Raw genomic sequence first — 16,528 nt, 5'->3', positions numbered from 1 at the left:
ACCGATCGGTACAATCTCCGCATCGCCAATCCGGAGAAATTGTCATGTCGCGTCCGCCGCTGCCGCCCTTCACCCGTGAAACCGCCGCGCAAAAGGCGCGCATGGCCGAGGACGCCTGGAACTCGCGCGATCCGGTACGGGTGTCGCTGGCCTATACCGAGGACAGCCGCTGGCGCAATCGCTCCGAGTTCTTCCAGGGCCGCGAGGCCATCGTCGAATTCCTCACCCGCAAATGGGCCAGGGAGCACGACTATCGCCTGATCAAGGACCTCTGGGCGTTCGACCAGAACCGCATCGCGGTGCGCTTCCAGTATGAATGGCACGACGATGCCGGGCAGTGGCATCGCTCCTATGGCAACGAGCAGTGGGAGTTCGACGAGCACGGATTGATGCGACGGCGCGAGGCCAGCATCAACGACATCACCATCAAGGAGAGCGAGCGTCGCTTCCACTGGCCGGCCCCGGGCCCCCGGCCCGCCGATGTCGCGGGATTGAGCGAGACCCCGCTATGACCGGATGTTGAAGAAGGGCGTCGAGCGCACAGAGGTGCTGCGCGCGCTCGGCGAGGTATTTCGCGCCCACGGCTATGAAGGCGCCTCGCTGACGCTGATCACGGAGGCCACCGGGCTTGGCAAGGGCAGCCTTTATCACCTGTTTCCGGGCGGCAAGGAGCAGATGGCCGCTGAGGTGCTGGCCGAGATCGACGCCTGGTTCGAGCTCAATATCTTTGCGCCCCTGCGCGAAGCCGACGATCCCACGCGCGCGATCGCCGCGATGATTGCGGGCGTCGACCAGTATTTTCATTCCGGCGATCGCGTCTGCCTGGTCGGACTGGTGGCGCTCGGCTCGGCGCGCGATGCTTTTGCCGAGGCGGTCGATGGCTATTTTGCGCGCTGGCAGGTGGCGTTGGTATCGCTGTTGCGGCGGTCAGGATTGAGCAAGAGCCAGGCGCAGCGGCGCGCGGAAGATGCGCTGTTGACCATTCAGGGCGCGCTGGTGCTGGCGCGGGCGCGGGGGGACGCTTCGATATTTCGCCGGGCGTTGACGGAACTGACGAAGCGGCTGCTGGCACCGCCGGAGTGAGATCCGCAGCCCGGATGGAGCTTTCGCTCCATCCGGGCTGCGCTTTCTCGTAAACTACGCCTTACGCCGCCGCCTTGTGCCGCGCGAGTTCGGCCTTGTACAATTCGAACTCCTCGGCGGTCGCCTTCGCGATGCTTGGGCGGGCGCGCAGTCGTTCGTAATAGGCCTTCACGTTTGGCCATTTCGCCAGTTCGACCGGCGGCGTCGCCATCGTCCAGTTGATGATGGTGACGAGATAGGCGTCCGCCACGCTGAAGTGATCGAGCAGGAATTCACGGCCCTTCAGGTAGTTCTCGAGATAGTCGAGCCGCGACAGGTTCTTGGTGAGCGCATAGGTCTTCGCATCCTGCGGCGCCGTCTTGTCGAGCAGCGGCACAAACAGCGCCTTGTGCAGTTCGGTGCCGATGAAGCAGAGCCATTGATGCAGGCGGCTGCGCTCTTCAGCGGAGTTGGCCGAGATGCCGGCCGTTGGAAATCGATCGGCGACATATTGCAGGATCGCCGCGTTCTCCGTCAGCACCGTCCCGTCGTCGGTGCGCAGCGTCGGCACCAGCCCAAGCGGATTGACCGCGCGGAAATCCGAGCCGTCCTTCTGCACCACCTTGGTCTTGGGGTCGACCTCGAGATAGTTGGCCTCGGCGCCGGCTTCATACAGCGCGATCCTAGTCGCCAGCGAGCAGGCGAGCGGCGAGAAATAGAGATCCATAGTTGCCTCCTTGGCGGTTGATCAACCGCGCCGTCTGGGCCGGGTCGGTTGATTTTTATACCGTCCCGCATAATATAAATCCGGTCAAGGAATTTATTGCGAAATGGTACAAAAAAGAAGGCCCCCGGTTCCCCGGATCGATGCACCTGTCGCGCCCAAGCGCCGCGGCCGCCCGCGCGCCTACGAGCCGGACGTGGCGCTCGGCAAGGCGCTTGACCTGTTTCGCAAGGACGGCTTTGCGGCGACATCGCTGGACGATCTCTCCGCCGCCACCGGCATGAACCGGCCGAGCCTCTATGGCGCGTTCGGCGACAAGCGCGAACTCTTCATCAAGAGCTACCGGCGCTATCGCGAGGATGCGCGGGTCGCGATGGGAAACATTTTCAGGGATGAGCTGCCGATCCGCCGGCGCCTGGAGCGCATCTATGCGGTGGCGCTCGACATCTATTTGTCCGGCGAATCCGGCCCGCGCGGCTGCTTCACGGTGATGACCGCGGCTTCCGAGGCGGTGCACGATCCCGATATCCGCGCCATGGTGCTGGAAGGCTTTGCCGAACTCGACAAGGCTTTTGCCCGCTGTTTCCGGCTCGCCAAGGAGAAGGGCGAGCTACCGGAGAGCGCCGACGCGATCGTGCTGGCGCAACTTGCCTCCGCCACCATTCACACGATCGCGATCCGTGCCCGCGCCAGGACGCCGCGCAAGGAGCTCGAAGCGCTCGTCAACGGCGCGATCGGCGTGATGGTCGGGGCGGCGAAATAATCGGTCGTCCCTGCGTTGCTGTGCCCTGTCGGTTTCCGGTTTCCTCGCTCGTCTTCATGACGTGCTCCAAAAAGGAGGAACCTCGAAATGACCGAACCCGTCCAGATCGTCACCCCCCATCTCGTCGTTCGCGACGCGAACGCCGCGCTCGAGTTCTACAAGAAGGCGCTCGGCGCCACCGAAACCATGCGGATGCCGGCCGAGGACGGCAGGCGGCTGATGCATTCGGAGATCCGCGTCAACGGCGCGCGGATTTTCGTCATGGACGACTTTCCCGAGCATCGCGGCTCCCACGGCGTGGACGCGGTGTTTCCGCCCGACCAGATCAAAGGCACCTCGGTTACCATGCATCTCGAAGTCGAGAACTGCGATGCCGCCGTGAAGCGCGCGAAGGACGCCGGCGCCACCGTCACGCTGGAGCCGTGGGATTCATTCTGGGGCGACCGCTACGCCCGCATCATGGACCCGTTCGGCCATTCCTGGAGCTTTGCGCACAATCTTCCGGCGAAGGGGTAGGGGCTCCGTCATTGCGAGGAGCGCAAGCGACGAAGCAATCCATCCATCCGCACGTGTGGAGAGATGGATTGCTTCGCTTCGCTCGCAATGACGGAGATCAATACCCCCGTCCGCGATCCACCACATTCTCCAGTGCCCCGCCGGCCTCAAACCGTGCGATCTGCTGCGCGACATATTTTGATATCTCGTCTGGATCGGTGTCGGCGGCGTTGTGCGGGGTCAGTACCACTTTTGGGTGGGTCCAGAACCGGCTGTCGGCGGGCAACGGCTCGGTCGCGTAGACGTCGAGCGAGGCGCCACCGAGCGTGCCGTCGTCGAGGCATTGCAGGATGTCGGCCTCGTTCTGCAGGCCGCCGCGGCCGGCGTTGATCACGACCGGCGCGCCGAGCGGGCTGGTCCGGTTCAGTTTCCTGAAAACGTCGCGATTGAGAATGTGTCGCGTCTCCGGCGTCAGCGGCAGCAGGCAGACCAGGATGTCGGTTCGCCGCAGGAACGCGTCGAACTGTGCTTCGCCATGAAAGCAATCGATGCCGTCGATGGCCTTGGGGCTTCGGCTCCAGCCACAGACGCGGAAGCCGAGGCGCCGCAGCACGTCGGCGGCATCGGCGCCGAGCGTGCCAAGCCCCATGATGCCGACGGTAACAGCCCCCGCCGCCCATTGCGATTTCGGCGCCCAGCGTTTTTCGCGCTGCGACTCCCGCAAATAGAGTTCCTGTCGGTGATGCATCAACACATGCAGCACGACATATTCGGTCATCCGCGCGGTCAGGTCGGTGACGGCGACGCGCACCAGCGGCACGTCGGGCAATGAACGATCGGCCATCAGCGCATCGACGCCGGCGCCGAGATTGAAGATGACGCGCAGATTGGGAAAGGCGGCAAGCTCGCCCGGCTGTGGCTTCCACACCGCGGCGTAATGTACATCGGCCGGGTCGAACGACGTGCTCGGCAATTGCAGCACGGGCCGCCCCGCGCAAACTTCGTCGAACCGGTCCTTCCAGCGCTGTGGCGACCAGTTTTCAGTCCCGCCATGCACCAGCAGCGCGAGCGCACCCTTCGTCATTGCCATTCCTTTCGCCTCGCCATCCGGCGTGACCCGTCTCACATCGCGGATCGAACCGCTTCTCTAGCCTCCTTTGATCCAGCAAGGGAGGCTTCAGATGCGCAAATTGATGCCGTTCCGCGCCAATCATGGCTTGTCATGGTGATAGCGGCTGTCATTGCCGCAGTGGTAGCGGTCTCGCTGGCGCTTTCCTGGCGGAACAGCCGCAGCAGGGGCATCACCGGGATCGAAGCCTTCTGGAGAACGGCAAAGACCTTCCTTCTGGTTCTCGCCGTGTGCAGCCTTTGTTCCAAGGCGATCGTCCACACCTGCCGGCACTTCAATCCGCCGCCGCCTCCGATCATCGGTCCCTGAAACATCTCAAAATTTCTTCGACGCCCCTGTCGGCTCCGGGCATAATCGTTCGTCATCATGACAACGGAGATGCTTTGCCGCCATGCTTTACGCCATCCTTTGCTATCACGACGAAGACCATGTCGGTTCCTGGACCAAGGAACAGGACGCCGCGGTCATGACGAAGCTTGCGGTCGTACAGGAAAAACTCGCCAAGCAGGGCCGGCTCGGCCCGGTGGCGCGGCTATTGCCGACGACGGCGGCGACCACGCTGCGCAAGGACGATCCGCCGCTGGTACTCGACGGACCCTATGCCGAAACCAAGGAGCAGTTGCTCGGCTTCTATGTCGTCGACTGCAAGAATCTCGACGAGGCGGTCGAGGTAGCGCGGGATCTGGGCGCAGCCAATCCCGGTGGCGCTTATGAGATCCGCCCTGTCGGCGTGTTCAGGCCGGGGAGCGTGCAGCCATGACCGATACCGCCTGGATCGATGCCGCGCTGACTTCGGCTCGCCCCCAGGCGGTCGGTGCGTTGCTGCGTTACTTCCGCAATCTCGATACCGCCGAGGAAGCATTCCAGAACGCCTGCCTGCGGGCGCTGAGGAGCTGGCCGCAGAACGGCCCGCCGCGCGATCCCGCGGCGTGGCTGATCATGGTCGGGCGCAATGTCGCGATCGACGACATCAGGCGGAGCAAGAAGCAGGAGGCGCTGCCGGAGGACGAGGCGATCTCCGACCTCGACGACGCCGAGGAACAGCTTGCCGAGCGCCTCGACGGCTCGCACTACCGCGACGACATCCTGCGGCTGCTGTTCATCTGCTGCCATCCGGACCTGCCGGCGACGCAGCAGATTGCGCTCGCGTTGCGGATCGTCTCGGGGCTCACGGTCAAGCAGATCGCGCGCGCCTTCCTGGTCTCGGAAGCCGCCATGGAGCAGCGCATTACCCGGGCAAAGGCGCGCGTTGCCGATGCCGATGTGCCGTTCGAAACGCCGGGCGCGGTGGAGCGCTCCGAGCGCCTCACCTCTGTCGCCGCCATGATCTATTTGATCTTCAACGAGGGCTATTCGGCCTCAGGCGACACCGCTGAAATTCGCTCGCCGCTGTGCGAGGAAGCCATTCGCCTGGCGCGGCTCTTGCTGCGGCTGTTCCAGAGCGAGCCGGAGATCATGGGGCTCACGGCGCTGTTGTTGCTGCAGCATGCGCGCTCCGCGGCGCGGTTCGATGCCGACGGCGCGGTGATCCTGCTCGACGATCAGGACCGGTCGCTCTGGAACAAGCCGATGATCGCCGAGGGGCTGGCGCTGATCGACAAGGCGATGCGCCATCGCCGCAGCGGGCCGTACCAGGTGCAGGCCGCGATCGCGGCGCTGCATGCCCGCGCCGAAAAGCCTGAGGATACCGACTGGACCCAGATCGACCTGCTCTATGGCGCGCTGGAGATCATGCAGCCATCGCCGGTGGTGACGCTGAACCGTGCGGTTGCGGTGTCCAAGGTGAAAGGGCCGGAGGCCGCGCTCGACATGATCGAGCCCTTAGGCCAGCGCCTCTCGAACTATTTCCATTACTTCGGCGTGCGCGGTGCCTTCCTGATGCAGCTAGGCCGCAACGAGGAGGCCCGCACCGCCTTCGACCGCGCCATTGCGCTGGCGAACACGTCGGCCGAAGCCGCCCACATCCGCATGCACCTCGACCGCCTGCAGCGCGACAGCCAGCCCCGCGGCAAGAAGGCAGGGAAGTAGCCTCTTTCCTTCTCCCACAAGGGGTTTTGAAGCATGCCCACGACATCTATCGCCAGCACGACAGCGGATAGCGCCGACCATTCCAGGTGGTCCAGCCTGTGGCCTTATTGCCTGCGGGTTTAGCCAAATACCAATGATTGCCGTCGGCATGACGGAAGTTGAGCCCGCCTCGCGATCCCTCACGTGCGTCGGTCAGTCTCACCTCACGCGAGCCATTGTCGGAAAAACCGCCCAGCCATCGTAGCCTGTCGTTTCTGACGCAGTTCCGACCATTCTCGTCACACATGTTGACTCCGGCCTCTACTGGAGTCCACCTCATGCGGGCCGAACGGCCGTCGATATTGCACGACCACTTACCGCCCCACCAGCCAACGAGCATGCTGGCAGAGGCCGAATCGGAAACGGCAAAGCACAAGGCCAAGCCGCAGGGGATCACGAGCATCATTCGCTTCGCTGCCGTCATTGGCGATTTTGAACGGGCCATCGCTATTCTACCTCTATTGGACAACGGATGAAGATCACGCAAAGGTAGTATTGCTTCCTGCCTGCTCGCTTCTGATATGAAGCAGCTCACACCATCCAGAAGGGATGACTGAGGTCTTTCGTCGCGGTCCAGCGCGAAAAAAATGCAAGCCCCTGTCGGTTTCCGCCCGCCTCGCTCGTCTTGAATTCGAACCGCCATTCAAGACAACGGGGTCCATCATGACCATCATCACCGAGACTGCGCCCGTCTCCAATCCCGCACGCTGGGTTGGCCGCATCCTGTCCGGCCTCGTCATCCTGTTCCTGATGGTCGACGGCGCCATCAAGCTGGTGCCATGGCCGATCGTCACGGAAACCATGGACCGGATGGGGTACGGTTCGAGCGACGCGATGATGCGCGGCCTCGGCGCCATCACCATCGTCTGCACCTTGCTCTACGCCATTCCGCCGACCTCTATCCTCGGCGCGATCCTGCTCACCGGCTATCTCGGCGGCGCGATCGCCTCGCATGTCCGGATCGACAGCCCCTTGTTTACGCACACGCTGTTCGGGCTCTACCTCGGCCTGATGCTGTGGGGTGGGCTATGGCTGCGGGATCGCAATCTGCGTGGCCTGATCCCCTTCCGCCGCTGACGTGTTTTAACGAAAATTTTCCGCCATGGAGCCGAACATGCTCGAAGTCATTGCCATCATCGCCATCATACTTGCCGTCGCCGTCGCAGCCGTTCTCGCGATCGCCGCGACCAAACCGAGCACGCTCCGCGTAGAGCGCGCGATCCGCATCAAGGCGCCGCCGGAAACGATCTTCCCGCTGATCTCTGATTTTCATCAATGGCTGAAATGGTCGCCCTATGAAAACAAGGACCCCGCAATGAAGCGCAGCTATGAGGGCGCCGAGCGCGGCAAGGGCGCCGTCTACGCCTGGGACGGCGACAAGAATGTCGGCTCCGGCCGCATGGAGATCCTCGAAAGCACGGCGCCGTCGAAGATCGTCATCAAGCTCGATTTCTTTACTCCGTTCGAAGGCCACAACACCGCCGAGTTCACAATGCTGCCGCAGGGCGATGCCACTCATGTCACGTGGCTGATGTATGGACCGGCCAACTTCATGTCCAAGTTGATACAGGTGTTCATGAATCTGGACCGCATGATCGGCCGGGACTTCGAAGCCGGTCTCGCCAATCTGAAGACGCTCACCGAAAAATGAGCGCCGCTATCGTGCGGCGGACGCGGCGCAGCCTAGGCGATGCAACGCACCTCCGGTAACGGTACGCCGCAGACCGTGACCCACCGATGGACCCCCGGAACGGCAGCGCGCGCTAACGCACTGCGCAGCGTCCGGGGAACGTCACTGTCAAACCCAAGGAGCCAGCGATGCAGGTCAATCCCTATCTTTTCTTCAACGGCAATTGCGAGGAAGCGCTGAACTACTATCAAAAGGCGCTCGGCGCCCGGATCGAGGCGAAGATGCCCTACGGCGACGGCCCCGCCGAGATGCCGATCCCGGCGGACTGGAAAACCAAGATCATGCATGCCCGCGTCACCATCGACGGCGAGGTGCTGATGGCATCAGACGCGACGCCGGGCGATTACCATCAGCCGCAGGGTATTTCGGTGGCGCTCGCGGTCGAGGATCCCGCGGATGCCGAGCGCCGATTCAATGCGCTGGCCGAAGGCGGCACGGTGCGGATGCCGTTCGGCAAGACCTTCTTCTCCAACGGTTTTGGCATGTGCGTCGACAAGTTCGGCATTCCCTGGATGGTGAATTCCCCGAAGGAAGGGATGTAATTCGTAGGGTGCCGTAGGGTGGGTTAGGCGAAGCCGTAACCCACCGCCGGACCAGCCGCGCATCGAGACTTCGGTGGGTTACGCTTCGCTAACCCACCCTACAATCATCTGCACCTTGGATAGATCGCGGCGAGCTCGCGCCCGCGCAACAAGAGCAGCCGCGACGTCAATCCGCCGCGTCGGGCGATCCAGTCCCGTACCGGCGCCGGATAGGCTGCGTGCACCGCGCGCGAGGCTTCCGGTTCCGCATAGATGCGGCCGCGGCCGTCGATCGAGCGCGCGGCGTGAAATCCCAGCACCGCGCGGCGGGTCACGCAGATCCGCTCTTCCGGTATAGTCATCAGCACCAGTGTGCACGCCGACAGGCATGGCCCGTCGATCACCACCCGTTCGCCGGATTGGCGTACGCGATCGAACAGTTCGAGAAACGGCCCGACTTGGCCGCCGGGGCTGGCGAGAATGCGGATCTCGGCCCGCACCGGCAGGATCGCCGCAGGCAGCGCGGCGGCGACAACGATTAGCTTGATAACCGCCCTTTGCATCCGCAGCTCCCTCGGCAGCACTGCCCTCCCGGCAGTTACGCCGAGATATGTGGCAAGGTTTCGTCAAACATCCGCGCCGGAGACCCCGGCCTGCGCAAAGGTTGCCATCCCGGTGTGGCAGGCCAGCGCCGCGCGCGCCAGCAGGATCGCGACACCTGCGCCCGACGCTTCGCCGAGCCGCATGTTCAGATCGAGCAGCGGATCAAGCTTCAGTTCGCGCAGGAGCTCGCGGTGGCCGGATTCGGAGGAAACATGCCCGGCACGGCAATGATCGAGCGCGCTCGCCTCGAGACGCGTGAGCGGCAGTACTGCTGACGTTGCCACGAAGCCATCGAGCAGCACTGGAACCTTATGCTGACGGGCGGCGAGCACGGCGCCGGCGATCGCCGCGAGCTCGCGGCCGCCAAGGGCTGCTGCCACCGCCAGCGGGTCGCCGAGAATATCGCGATGGAAAGTCAGCGCCGTCTCGATCGCCGCGCGCTTGCGCGCCAGGCCGTCATCGTCGACGCCGGTGCCGCGGCCGGCCCAGCGCGCCGCGCCGCCGCCGAGCAGGGCCGCGCATAGCGTTGCCGCCGCCGTCGTATTCGCGATGCCCATTTCGCCGACCGCAAGCAGGTCGCAATCCCCGGGTACGGAGCGATAGCCGGCATCGACTGCGCTGAGAAATTCTCCTTCGTCCATCGCTGCAGCCTCGGTGAAATCGCGCGTCGGATGGTTGAGTTCGATCGGCACCACGCAAAGCTCGGCGGAAGCGGCCTTTGCGATCTGGTTGATCGCCGCGCCACCGGCTGAAAAATTCGCCACCATCTGCGCGGTGACGGCTGATGGATAGGCCGAGACGCCGCGCGCGGCGACGCCGTGATTGCCGGCGAAGACCGTGATGGTCACGCGCTCCAGCCGCGGCATCTCGCGACCCTGCCATTGCGCCAGCCAGATCGCGAGTTCTTCGAGGCGCCCGAGGCTTTCAGGCGGCTTTGTCAAATTCTGCTGCCGCCGCGCGGCGCTGTCAGCTAGCCGGTGGTCACCGCGCGGCAAGTCGCGACAGAAGGTGCGGATGTCGTCTAGACTGTCGAACTTCATGCGATTCTCGCCTCGGATGGGGCCGCACGCTAGAACGAATCTCCGGACATCTCCATGAATGAATGGTTCGACGACTTCAAAACCGCCGTCGCGTTCCTGACGCGATTGCCGATGCCGCATCCGGACGGCGCCATGCCGCCAAATTTCGTGCGCGCGCACCGGATGTTTCCTGTCGTTGGCGCGCTGATCGGCGCTGTGGTGGGATTGTTGTGTCTCGGCCTGCGATCCGTCGGCGTGCCCGATCTCGCGGCGGCTGCGCTGGCGCTCGGCGGCAGCGCGATCCTGACCGGCGCGCTGCACGAGGATGGCCTCGCCGACATTGCCGACGGATTCGGCGGCGGCCGCGACCGCGAATCGAGGCTGGAGATCATGCGCGACAGCCGGCTCGGCACCTACGGTGCCATGATTCTGCTGGTGAGCTTTGCCGCAAAATTGTCCGCGCTGGCGGCAATTCCGGACGGCCAGGTCGTGCCGGGTTTGATCGCCGCGCACGCACTAGGGCGCGGCATATTGCCCGCGATGTCCCTGCAGCTGCCCTATGCGCGCAAGGATGGGCTGGCCCGCAACGCCGGCCAACCCGATGCGGCGACGGCGGCAATCGCTGCCGGCCTTGCGCTGCTCATCGCGCTGTTGTCTCTGCCGTGGAGCAACGCGCTTCTTGCCGCGGTTGCGGCCGGCATCACCGCGTTTGCCGTGGCGTGGCTGGCGCTGCGGCAGATCGGCGGCCAGACCGGTGACGTATTGGGCGGCGCCGAGCAGGTCGCGGAAACCGCAATCCTGGTCCTGCTTGCAGCGAGATTGGCGCCTTGAGCACGGAAACAAATCTCTGGCTGATCCGCCATGCGCCGGTTGACGGACCGCGCGGCGTGATCCACGGCCCCGACGCGCCGGCCGATCTTGGCGATGCCACAGCCTTTGCGGCGCTGAAGGCACGCTTGCCGGCGAGTGCCTTGGCGGTGTGCAGTCCGGCCCGTCGCACGCGCGAGACCGCCGAAAAGCTCGGTCTCGATCCGGTCGATCAGCCGGCCTTTCGCGAACAGGACTTTGGCGCGTGGACCGGACAGCGTCACAGCGAACTCGAACGCGAACTCGGTTCGGCCTATCACGATTTCTGGAAATCGCCCGCCGGCAACCGGCCGCCCGGCGGCGAAAGTTTCATCGACCAGATCGATCGCGCGCGGGCAGGGCTTGCGCTGCTGCCCGCAGGCGAGGTGATCCTCGTCGTGCATTCAGGCACCATCCGGGCCGTGCTCGCCATCGCGCTCGATCTTAAGCCCGAGCAGGCGCTGCGCTTTGTGATCGATCCGCTGTCCCTGACCCGGGTCGACCGGCTCGATAACGGCTGGCGCGTGGTTGCGGTGAACAAGTAATGCCGCGCGAAATATCTTGCGCAATGGTTCAATGCCGCGGATGCGGGGAGAGGTCGGCGCGCTGCGCCGGGTAAGGGGAACAGGTCTTTCCACATTCACGAGTGCCGCAGGTGGAGGGCAGCCGATGCCCGGAACGAAAAGTACGGTCATTCGTTGACGCCCGATGATGGATCATCTTTTTCTCAGCACGATCTGCGCGGGCGTCTTGCTGCTCGTGACGGCGTTCGCCTTGGGACTGCCGGGTCTCAATTCGGATGTTCCGCCGGAAAAGCCCGTGCTGCTGCGCACGGTCTCGCGCTAAACAAAACTCCCTCCACGATTTGACAAAGATACTACGGAACTACCCGTTGCGCCGCTGACCGCGCAACGTCGGCAGGCCGATACCGGCGGCGTCGAAGCCGCCATCGACGGCGAGAATCTGCCCGGTGATGTAGCTCGAGCGCTCGCTGCACAGGAAGAAGATCGCCTCCGCCAGTTCCTCTTCGAGGCCGTAGCGGTTGAGGGGGATGGCGTCATGGTAGTCGGCGCGGATTTCCGGCGTATGCACCTGCTTTGCCATCGCGGTTTCGACCGGTCCCGGCGCCACGGCGTTGACGCGAATGCCGAGCGAAGCCAGTTCCACCGCGAGCTGCTTAGTCAGATGCGCAAGCCCGGCTTTGCTGGTGCCGTAGGCCGAGCGCAGGGTGGAAGCACGCACCGCCGAAATGGACGTGATGTTGACGATCGCGCCGCCGCCATGCTCGCGCATCAAGGGTGCCGCCGCCTTGGTGCATAGGAACGGACCGGTGAGGTTGACCGCCAGAATCCGGTTCCAGTCTTCATCGGACGTGTCGAGCAACGGCACGAACACCGCAATGCCGGCATTGTTGACCAGCGCGTCGAGCCGGCTGAACCGGCCGCTCACCGCTGCCATGGCCTTGGCCACCGCGCCTGCATCGGAGACGTCGCAATGCAGCGCCAGCGTATTGTCGGGGTCGGCGAGCGCGGCCACCACGCGGTCGAGCAACTCGCCCTCGATGTCGAGCAGCGCCACCTGCCAGCCCTCGGCGAGAAAGCGCTTTGCCGTCGCAAGCCCGATGCCGCGCGCGGCGCCGGTGACGAGAGCAGTTTTTTGCGGGGAGGGGGGCATGGACGGGTCCGTTGGCGAGAGAGATTTCCCGCTCCTATAGCGCAAGCGCTGATGCGTGTCGCGGCGCCAGCGATGCAGAATTCGGCATGCAAAAATCCGATACGGGCGGTCATCCCGTATCGGATCAAGCCGATGGCGATGTCTGAAACTTTAGCGCTGCGCGATCGCCTTTGCCTCCGCAGCGGCGCGTTGCATGCTGGAGGACATCTCGCTGGTCACCGTGCTCTGTTCCTCGACTGCGGCGGCGGTCGCGGTGACATATTCGCTGACGCCCTGGATCGCCTGCTTGATGCTGTCGAGCGCGCCGACGACGTCGCCGGAGATGCCATTGAGATTGCCGATCTCGTGCCCGATCTTGTCGGTCGCCTGCTTGGCCTGAGTGGCGAGGTTCTTGACCTCGGACGCCACCACGGCAAAGCCGCGGCCTGCTTCGCCGGCGCGCGCCGATTCGATCGTCGCGTTCAGCGCCAGCAGGTTGATCTGACCTGTGATGTTGCCGATCAGTTCCACGATGCCGCTCATCGCCTGCGCCGCCTCGTTCAGGCGCTTGGCCTGGGCGTCGGCCGCCTCGACCCGCTCGACCGCGGTCGATGCCGTCTCGCGCGACTTGGTCATGGCCTCCGAGATTTCCCGCACCGAGGTGTTCAATTCCTCCGCGCCCGCGGCGACCGATTCCATCATGCCGCGCACGCGCTCATTGCCCATCCGAACCAGCACCTGCGCGGTGGTGTCGGTGGCGTATTTCACCACCTTGAACGGCTTGCCGTTGAGATCGAGGATCGGATTGTAGGACGCCTGGATCCAGATTTCCTTGCCGTTCTTGCCGATCCGCTTGTATTCGGCGGCCTGGTATTCGCCGCGGTTGAGCGCCGCCCAGAATTCGCGGTAGGCCGCGCTGTCGCGCTCGGCCTGGTCGACGAACATGCTGTGGTGCCGGCCGCGGATTTCGTCCAGCGAGTAGCCGACGGTCTTGAGGAAGTTCTGGTTGGCGCCGATGATGCTGCCGTCCATGTTGAATTCGATCACCGCCTGCGACTTGCCGATGGCGGCGATCTGGCCGGCGAGATCGGCGGTCGCAAGCTTCTGGCTGGTGACGTCGGTGGCGAACTTCACCACCCGGAACGGCTTGCCCTTCTCGTCGAGCACGGGATTGTAGGAGGCGAGGATCCAGACTTCGCGGCCGCCCTTGCCGATCCGCTTGTATTCGGCCGACTGGTGTTCGCCGCGGTTAAGGCTCGCCCAGAACTGCCGGTAGGCCGCGCTGTCGCGCTCCGCCTGCGCGACGAACATGCTGTGATGCTTGCCCTGGATTTCGGCGAGCGTGTAGCCCATCGCCTTCAGGAAGTTTTCGTTGGCGGTGACGATGGTGCCGTCCATCTCGAACGCGATGACCGCCTGTGCACGGCTGATCGCGGCGATCTGGCCGGAGTCCTCCATGCTCTTGATCTTGCGCTCGGTGATGTCGGTGGCGAACTTCACGACCTTGCAAGGCTTGCCGCTGCCGTCGAGGACAGGGTTGTAGGACGCCTGAATCCAGACTTCCTTTCCGCCCTTGCCGATCCGCTTGTATTCGGCGGACTGGTATTCTCCGCGCTTCAGCGCCGCCCAGAATTCGCGGTAGGCCGCGCTGTCGCGCTCGGACGGGTCGACGAACATGCTGTGATGCTTGCCCTGGATTTCGCCGAGCGTGTAGCCGAGGGCTTTGAGGAAATTGTCGTTGGCGGTGAGGATAGTGCCGTCCGTGCCGAATTCGATCACGGCCTGCGAGCGGCCGAGCGCATCAGCCAGCGCCTTGTCTGAAGACGAATTCTTGAGAAATTGAAACACGAGTGACCCCGTCCAATGTGGTGGAAATGGCGAGGCTGTGATCAATGCCAGTTCGAGCCTTGTCGCCCCAGAATGGTACATTTGATCTGAAGGAAAGAAGAATGCGTTAACGGTGTTCTCCGTAGAATGACGGATTTCATTGTAAAAACATAGATTTGCAGGATATATCGGCGCGGCGCCACGCGCTGTACGAGCGCAACGCACGGTGTGGAATCAAGTCGGACACGACTTACTTGCGGCGCACCACGCTCTCATACGCCGCCTGCAATCGCTCGCCGACCGATGGACCGATTCGCTTGCGCCGCTTCGTGCCGAGATGAGCCTCGCGCAACTCATCCATGAACTCCGCCCATAGTTTCGGTCCGCCCTCGCTGAGCAGCCGAGCGCGGATGCCGAGTTCTTCGCTGACCGGCAGATATTTGTAACCCCACGCCGCCATCTGCGCGAGAACGGGAAGCAACTCGATGCCCTGCTCGGTGAGCGAGTAGATTCCCTTTTGCTTGTGCGTCGGATCGTCCTCGCGGGTGATGACGCCCTCGTCGAGCAAGGTCTTCAGCCGGTCGGCGAGAATGTTGGAGGAGATGCCTTCCTCCGATTTGGTCAGCAACTCGCGAAAATGCCGCCGGTTGCCGAACATCATGTCGCGGATGATCAAAAGGCTCCATTTATCGCCGAGCACTTCCAGCGAGAGATTGATCGGGCAGCCGGAGCGGCTGATGTCGGTCATGTTCGGTTCCAGGCGGGATCAGGGCGGCCAAAAAAACTGCTTGCAATATTGCACCGGTTGCCCCAGGATACAACCAGTTGCAAAATGCAATCGGTTTTGAAAAGGAGGAACGCGATGGCGAAACTGATCATGTGGAACCTGATGACGCTGGACGGCTTCGTTGAAGGCCCGAACCGCGACATTTCCTTCCATTCCGACGTCTGGGGCAAAGAACTGGAGCAGTTCTCGATCGAGCAGTTGAACGCCGCCGGTGGATTGCTGTTCGGCCGCGTCACCTATGAATTGATGGCGAACCATTGGCCGAGCGCGACCGGCGAGATCGCCGATTTCATGAACGCTGCGCCGAAATTCGTTTTCTCGCGCACGGTGAAGAAGTCCGATTGGAACAACACGCAGATGTTCGAGGGCGACGCGGCCGGCACCGTCGCCAGGCTGAAGCGCGACAGCGCCAAGGACATCTTTCTGTTCGGCAGCGCCGATCTCGCCAGCAGCCTGATTCCGCATGGCCTGATCGACGAGTTCCGCATCGCGGTCAACCCCGTCATTCTTGGCGGCGGCACGCCGTTGTTCAAGCAGGGCGAGAAGGTCAAGCTGAAGCTGATCGACAGCCGGCCGTTGTCGACCGGCGTCGTGATCCTCCGCTACGTGCCGGCTGCCGCAAACTAATCATTTGGGGCAAATGTCGGCGCGCGGGGTTGCGGGTCGTCTTGTTAACCGGGAGTTTTCCATGTCGCTCACGCTGCATTTCCACCCGCTCGCCTCGTTCTGCTGGAAGGCGCTGATCGCGCTCTACGAGAACGACATCCCGTTCACGCCGAACCTGGTCGATCTCGGCAACCCGGGCGACCGGGCCGCGCTGGTGAAGCTGTGGGGGATCGGCAAGTTTCCGGTGCTGCAGGATGACGCGCGAGGCGAGATTGTTCCGGAGTCCAGCATCATCGTCGAATATCTCGACCGCCACCCTGGCAGCCGGACGCGGCTGATCCCAACCGATCCGGACAGGGCGTTACAGACGCGGCTGCGCGACCGCTTCTATGATCTCTATGTGCATCTGCCGATGCAGAAGATCATGGTCGACCGCTTGCGTCCGGAAGGAAAGCGCGATCCGCACGGCGTCGAGGAGGCGAGGGCGCAGTTGCGGACTTCCTATGCCATGATCGAGCAGCAGATGGCCGGCGGCGGCTGGGCGATGGGGGCAGATTTCACGCTCGCCGATTGCGCCGCCGCGCCGTCGCTGTTCTACGGCAACATGGCCGAGCCGTTCGGCGATACGCAGAGGCACCTTGCTTCCTATCTTGAGCGTCTGAAGGCGCGGCCTTCCTTCGCACGCGTGCTCCGGGAAGCCGAGCCGTATTTCCAGATGGTGCCCAAGGAAAATTGA

General features: G+C 63.6%; 24 protein-coding genes. 16 read left to right on the top strand and 8 right to left on the bottom strand.

Annotated features, from left to right (window positions below):
• Positions 1-44: 44 nt before the first annotated feature.
• Together ACH79_RS05760 and ACH79_RS05755 are read left to right on the top strand one after the other, a co-directional pair.
• Positions 45-512, top strand: coding sequence for a nuclear transport factor 2 family protein (locus ACH79_RS05760; RefSeq protein ID WP_161850145.1), 468 nt, complete (start codon positions 45-47; stop codon positions 510-512).
• Positions 513-516: 4 nt separating this feature from the next.
• On the top strand, positions 517-1,083 hold the full coding sequence (locus ACH79_RS05755; protein ID WP_161850144.1) for a TetR/AcrR family transcriptional regulator: 567 nt from the start codon (positions 517-519) through the stop codon (positions 1,081-1,083).
• A 61-nt stretch (positions 1,084-1,144) separates the two neighbouring features.
• Here ACH79_RS05755 and ACH79_RS05750 read toward each other — a convergent pair whose 3' ends face one another.
• A complete protein-coding gene (locus ACH79_RS05750) occupies positions 1,145-1,789 on the bottom strand; it encodes a glutathione binding-like protein (protein WP_161850143.1) in 645 nt (214 codons plus the stop codon).
• A gap of 103 nt (positions 1,790-1,892) precedes the next feature.
• On the opposite strand from ACH79_RS05750, the gene ACH79_RS05745 reads away from it, so the two are divergent.
• A complete protein-coding gene (locus ACH79_RS05745) occupies positions 1,893-2,549 on the top strand; it encodes a TetR/AcrR family transcriptional regulator (RefSeq protein ID WP_161850142.1) in 657 nt (218 codons plus the stop codon).
• 87 nt (positions 2,550-2,636) lie between these two features.
• The gene (locus ACH79_RS05740; RefSeq protein ID WP_161850141.1) at positions 2,637-3,065 is read left to right on the top strand and encodes a VOC family protein; all 429 of its coding nucleotides are present in this window, start codon (positions 2,637-2,639) and stop codon (positions 3,063-3,065) included.
• A 97-nt stretch (positions 3,066-3,162) separates the two neighbouring features.
• Here the strand turns inward: ACH79_RS05740 and ACH79_RS05735 are convergent, their stop codons facing one another.
• Entirely contained in the window at positions 3,163-4,128 is a 966-nt protein-coding gene (locus ACH79_RS05735) for a glyoxylate/hydroxypyruvate reductase A (protein WP_161856232.1), read from the bottom strand.
• A gap of 138 nt (positions 4,129-4,266) precedes the next feature.
• Between ACH79_RS05735 and ACH79_RS05730 the strand changes: the two genes are divergently transcribed.
• From ACH79_RS05730 to ACH79_RS05720, 3 genes are all read left to right on the top strand, one after another.
• Positions 4,267-4,482: a hypothetical protein gene (locus ACH79_RS05730; protein WP_161850140.1), complete on the top strand. Its 216-nt coding sequence runs from the start codon at positions 4,267-4,269 to the stop codon at positions 4,480-4,482.
• A gap of 82 nt (positions 4,483-4,564) precedes the next feature.
• Positions 4,565-4,933, top strand: a complete 369-nt coding sequence (locus ACH79_RS05725; protein ID WP_161850139.1) for a YciI family protein — start codon at positions 4,565-4,567, stop codon at positions 4,931-4,933.
• Positions 4,930-6,201, top strand: coding sequence for an RNA polymerase sigma factor (locus ACH79_RS05720; RefSeq protein ID WP_161850138.1), 1,272 nt, complete (start codon positions 4,930-4,932; stop codon positions 6,199-6,201). Before ACH79_RS05725 ends, ACH79_RS05720 begins: the two co-directional genes overlap by 4 nt.
• Before the next feature lie 46 nt (positions 6,202-6,247).
• Here ACH79_RS05720 and ACH79_RS45010 read toward each other — a convergent pair whose 3' ends face one another.
• Complete coding sequence (locus ACH79_RS45010; RefSeq protein WP_371419449.1) at positions 6,248-6,580, bottom strand: DUF6006 family protein; 333 nt, start codon at positions 6,578-6,580, stop codon at positions 6,248-6,250.
• On the opposite strand from ACH79_RS45010, the gene ACH79_RS05715 reads away from it, so the two are divergent.
• The 4 genes from ACH79_RS05715 (at position 6,519) to ACH79_RS05700 (ending at position 8,472) form a co-directional block, all read left to right on the top strand.
• Positions 6,519-6,716 (top strand): hypothetical protein, encoded by a 198-nt coding sequence (locus ACH79_RS05715; protein ID WP_161850137.1) that lies wholly within the window; start codon positions 6,519-6,521, stop codon positions 6,714-6,716. The genes ACH79_RS45010 and ACH79_RS05715 overlap by 62 nt on opposite strands.
• A gap of 187 nt (positions 6,717-6,903) precedes the next feature.
• Entirely contained in the window at positions 6,904-7,317 is a 414-nt protein-coding gene (locus tag ACH79_RS05710) for a DoxX family protein (protein WP_161850136.1), read from the top strand.
• 37 nt (positions 7,318-7,354) lie between these two features.
• Positions 7,355-7,891: an SRPBCC family protein gene (locus ACH79_RS05705; RefSeq protein WP_161850135.1), complete on the top strand. Its 537-nt coding sequence runs from the start codon at positions 7,355-7,357 to the stop codon at positions 7,889-7,891.
• 167 nt (positions 7,892-8,058) lie between these two features.
• On the top strand, positions 8,059-8,472 hold the full coding sequence (locus tag ACH79_RS05700) for a VOC family protein (RefSeq protein ID WP_161850134.1): 414 nt from the start codon (positions 8,059-8,061) through the stop codon (positions 8,470-8,472).
• 104 nt (positions 8,473-8,576) lie between these two features.
• Here ACH79_RS05700 and ACH79_RS05695 read toward each other — a convergent pair whose 3' ends face one another.
• Together ACH79_RS05695 and cobT are read right to left on the bottom strand one after the other, a co-directional pair.
• Positions 8,577-9,014, bottom strand: coding sequence for a hypothetical protein (locus ACH79_RS05695; protein ID WP_161850133.1), 438 nt, complete (start codon positions 9,012-9,014; stop codon positions 8,577-8,579).
• A gap of 63 nt (positions 9,015-9,077) precedes the next feature.
• Complete coding sequence (cobT, locus tag ACH79_RS05690; protein ID WP_161850132.1) at positions 9,078-10,094, bottom strand: nicotinate-nucleotide--dimethylbenzimidazole phosphoribosyltransferase; 1,017 nt, start codon at positions 10,092-10,094, stop codon at positions 9,078-9,080.
• 54 nt (positions 10,095-10,148) lie between these two features.
• Between cobT and cobS the strand changes: the two genes are divergently transcribed.
• The 3 genes from cobS to ACH79_RS44720 all read left to right on the top strand — a co-directional run bounded on the left by cobS (position 10,149) and on the right by ACH79_RS44720 (position 11,765).
• Positions 10,149-10,904, top strand: coding sequence for an adenosylcobinamide-GDP ribazoletransferase (cobS, locus tag ACH79_RS05685; protein ID WP_161850131.1), 756 nt, complete (start codon positions 10,149-10,151; stop codon positions 10,902-10,904).
• A complete protein-coding gene (locus ACH79_RS05680; protein WP_161850130.1) occupies positions 10,901-11,464 on the top strand; it encodes a histidine phosphatase family protein in 564 nt (187 codons plus the stop codon). The genes cobS and ACH79_RS05680 overlap by 4 nt, the downstream gene beginning before the upstream one ends.
• 166 nt (positions 11,465-11,630) lie before the next feature.
• On the top strand, positions 11,631-11,765 hold the full coding sequence (locus ACH79_RS44720; RefSeq protein ID WP_256380300.1) for a hypothetical protein: 135 nt from the start codon (positions 11,631-11,633) through the stop codon (positions 11,763-11,765).
• Positions 11,766-11,804: 39 nt separating this feature from the next.
• Here the strand turns inward: ACH79_RS44720 and ACH79_RS05675 are convergent, their stop codons facing one another.
• From ACH79_RS05675 to ACH79_RS05665, 3 genes are all read right to left on the bottom strand, one after another.
• A complete protein-coding gene (locus tag ACH79_RS05675) occupies positions 11,805-12,593 on the bottom strand; it encodes an SDR family NAD(P)-dependent oxidoreductase (RefSeq protein WP_161850129.1) in 789 nt (262 codons plus the stop codon).
• A 150-nt stretch (positions 12,594-12,743) separates the two neighbouring features.
• Positions 12,744-14,420, bottom strand: coding sequence for a PAS domain-containing methyl-accepting chemotaxis protein (locus tag ACH79_RS05670; RefSeq protein ID WP_246738443.1), 1,677 nt, complete (start codon positions 14,418-14,420; stop codon positions 12,744-12,746).
• Between the two features lie 229 nt (positions 14,421-14,649).
• Positions 14,650-15,147 (bottom strand): helix-turn-helix domain-containing protein, encoded by a 498-nt coding sequence (locus ACH79_RS05665; RefSeq protein WP_161850127.1) that lies wholly within the window; start codon positions 15,145-15,147, stop codon positions 14,650-14,652.
• Between the two features lie 114 nt (positions 15,148-15,261).
• Here ACH79_RS05665 and ACH79_RS05660 point away from each other — a divergent pair, with 114 nt between their 5' ends.
• Positions 15,262-15,813: a dihydrofolate reductase family protein gene (locus tag ACH79_RS05660; protein ID WP_161850126.1), complete on the top strand. Its 552-nt coding sequence runs from the start codon at positions 15,262-15,264 to the stop codon at positions 15,811-15,813.
• Between the two features lie 61 nt (positions 15,814-15,874).
• Positions 15,875-16,528, top strand: a complete 654-nt coding sequence (locus ACH79_RS05655) for a glutathione S-transferase family protein (protein ID WP_161850125.1) — start codon at positions 15,875-15,877, stop codon at positions 16,526-16,528.

It is taken from the genome of Bradyrhizobium sp. CCBAU 051011, assembly GCF_009930815.1.
Lineage (GTDB): Bacteria > Pseudomonadota > Alphaproteobacteria > Rhizobiales > Xanthobacteraceae > Bradyrhizobium.
Note: the sequence above shows the minus strand (reverse complement) of the source record. Positions and strands in the feature narration are given on the sequence as shown.